At 70.8% G+C, this 1,784-nt stretch carries 1 protein-coding gene; it reads left to right on the top strand.

Translation table 11 applies throughout. The features are described 5' to 3' along the window. The first annotated feature begins 146 nt into the window (after positions 1 to 146). Positions 147 to 1,751, top strand: coding sequence for an IS1182 family transposase (locus tag LO771_RS29940; protein WP_255745056.1), 1,605 nt, complete (start codon positions 147 to 149; stop codon positions 1,749 to 1,751). Positions 1,752 to 1,784: the final 33 nt, after the last annotated feature.

The raw sequence follows: 1,784 nt of genomic DNA, 5'->3' as shown, positions 1-1,784 counted from the left end.
GACTCTGTCGGGGATCTTGAGGTTCCAGGGACAAGGCTGGTGGCGGTTCGGGACACTCCGGGTGGTTCGGTGCAACCGTCTCCCTGAGGTGATCAGTGTCCGTTCGCTCCCGGTCCGGTGCGATAGTGCCCGAGCTCACGGCTCGGATGGCGCGGGCCAGCAACCCGCGTGGGACAACCGCCATGTGGGTCCGTGACCACCTCGACGGGCTCTGGGACGACGAGGACTTCATCTCCTGGTACCCCCGCGACGGCCGTCCCGGCCTCTCGCCGGCCCAGTTGGCCACCGTGTGCGTGCTGCAGTTCCTGCTCAACCTCTCCGACCGGCAGGCGGCCGAGGCCGTGCGGTGCCGAATCGACTTCAAGTACGCCCTGGCCATGGAACTGGACGATCCCGGGTTCCACCACAGTGTGCTGACGGACTTCCGCGATCGGCTGGGCGAGGACGACCGCGCGGACCACCTCCTCTCCCTGGCCCTGGACCGGATGCGGCAGGCCGGCATGGTCAAGGCACGCGGGAGGCAGCGGACCGACTCCACCCAGGTCCTCGCCGCGGCGCGTGAGCTCACCCGCCTGGAACTGGTCCTCGAGGCGGTCCGCGCCGCCCTGGAAGAAGCCGCCAGCCGTGTCCCGGAGGTCCTGGACGATCTGGTGGACGCCGACTGGGCCATCCGCTACGGCCGGCCCGTCCGCCTCCCGGCCCAGCCCAGCCACCCCGTCACCCGCCTCAAGCAGGCAGGGACCGACGCCCACCGGCTCCTCGAGCGCCTGCCGCCACGCCGGCGCGGCCCCCACGCGGAAGCCCTGCGCCGGATCATGGTGCAGAACTTCCTCTTCGATGCTCGCGGCGCTCTGCGCCCCCGCACTGAGAAGGACGGACAGCCCAAAGGAGCCCTGCGGATCGTCTCGCCCTACGACTGCGAAGCACGCCGGGCCATCCGCGGCAACACCCGCTGGAGCGGCTACCTGGTCCACGTCACCGAGACCTGCGACTCCGACACGGCGGTCAACCTGATCACGGACATCGCCACCACCGGCCCGACCAGGGACACCCAGGCCCTGCCCGGCATCCACACCCGGCTTCGCCGCCGGCGTCTGCTGCCCGAACAGCACCTGGTCGACGGCGGCTACGTCTCCGTCGCCCTGCTGGACTGCTCCGCGCGCGACCACCAGGTCCAGCTCATCGGCCCCGTCAAGGCCGGCGGGGACTGGCAGAGCAGGGAGCAGACCGGTTTCACCCGGGACCACTTCGCCATCGACTTCGACCGGCGCCAGGTCACCTGCCCCAACGGCCAGACCAGCCGCACCTGGCTGGAAGCTCCGGCCCTGGCCCCCTACACGGTCGCCCGGTTCCACCCCAGCCAGTGCCGCCCCTGCCGCGACCGGCCCGCCTGCACACGCGGCGGCTCAGCCCGCACCGTGAACTTCCTCCCCCGCCGGCTGCACGAGCTCCAGGCGCGCAACCGCGCCGACCAGCAAGACCAGCAATGGAAACGCCTCTACGCCACCCGGTCCGGCGTCGAGGGCACCATCGGCGAACTCGTCAACGGCCACCAGGCCCGCCGCAGCCGCTACCACGGCCTCCGCAAGACCCACGTCCAACACGTGCTGACCGGCATCGCGATCAATATCGAGCGCCTCGCCTCACGCGCTCCTCTACGCGCCCACCGCCCCCGCTACCCCACGGCCTTCCAGCACTACCTCGACTCCCACGGGCTGCGCTGGGAATGCTGGTGGCGGCAGGGCAAGTAACCGACCATCGAAGATCCCCGACAGAGTCGCTCA

Source organism: Streptacidiphilus sp. ASG 303, from assembly GCF_020991365.1.
GTDB lineage: Bacteria > Actinomycetota > Actinomycetes > Streptomycetales > Streptomycetaceae > Peterkaempfera.
This window is presented reverse-complemented; position numbering and strand designations above follow the sequence as displayed.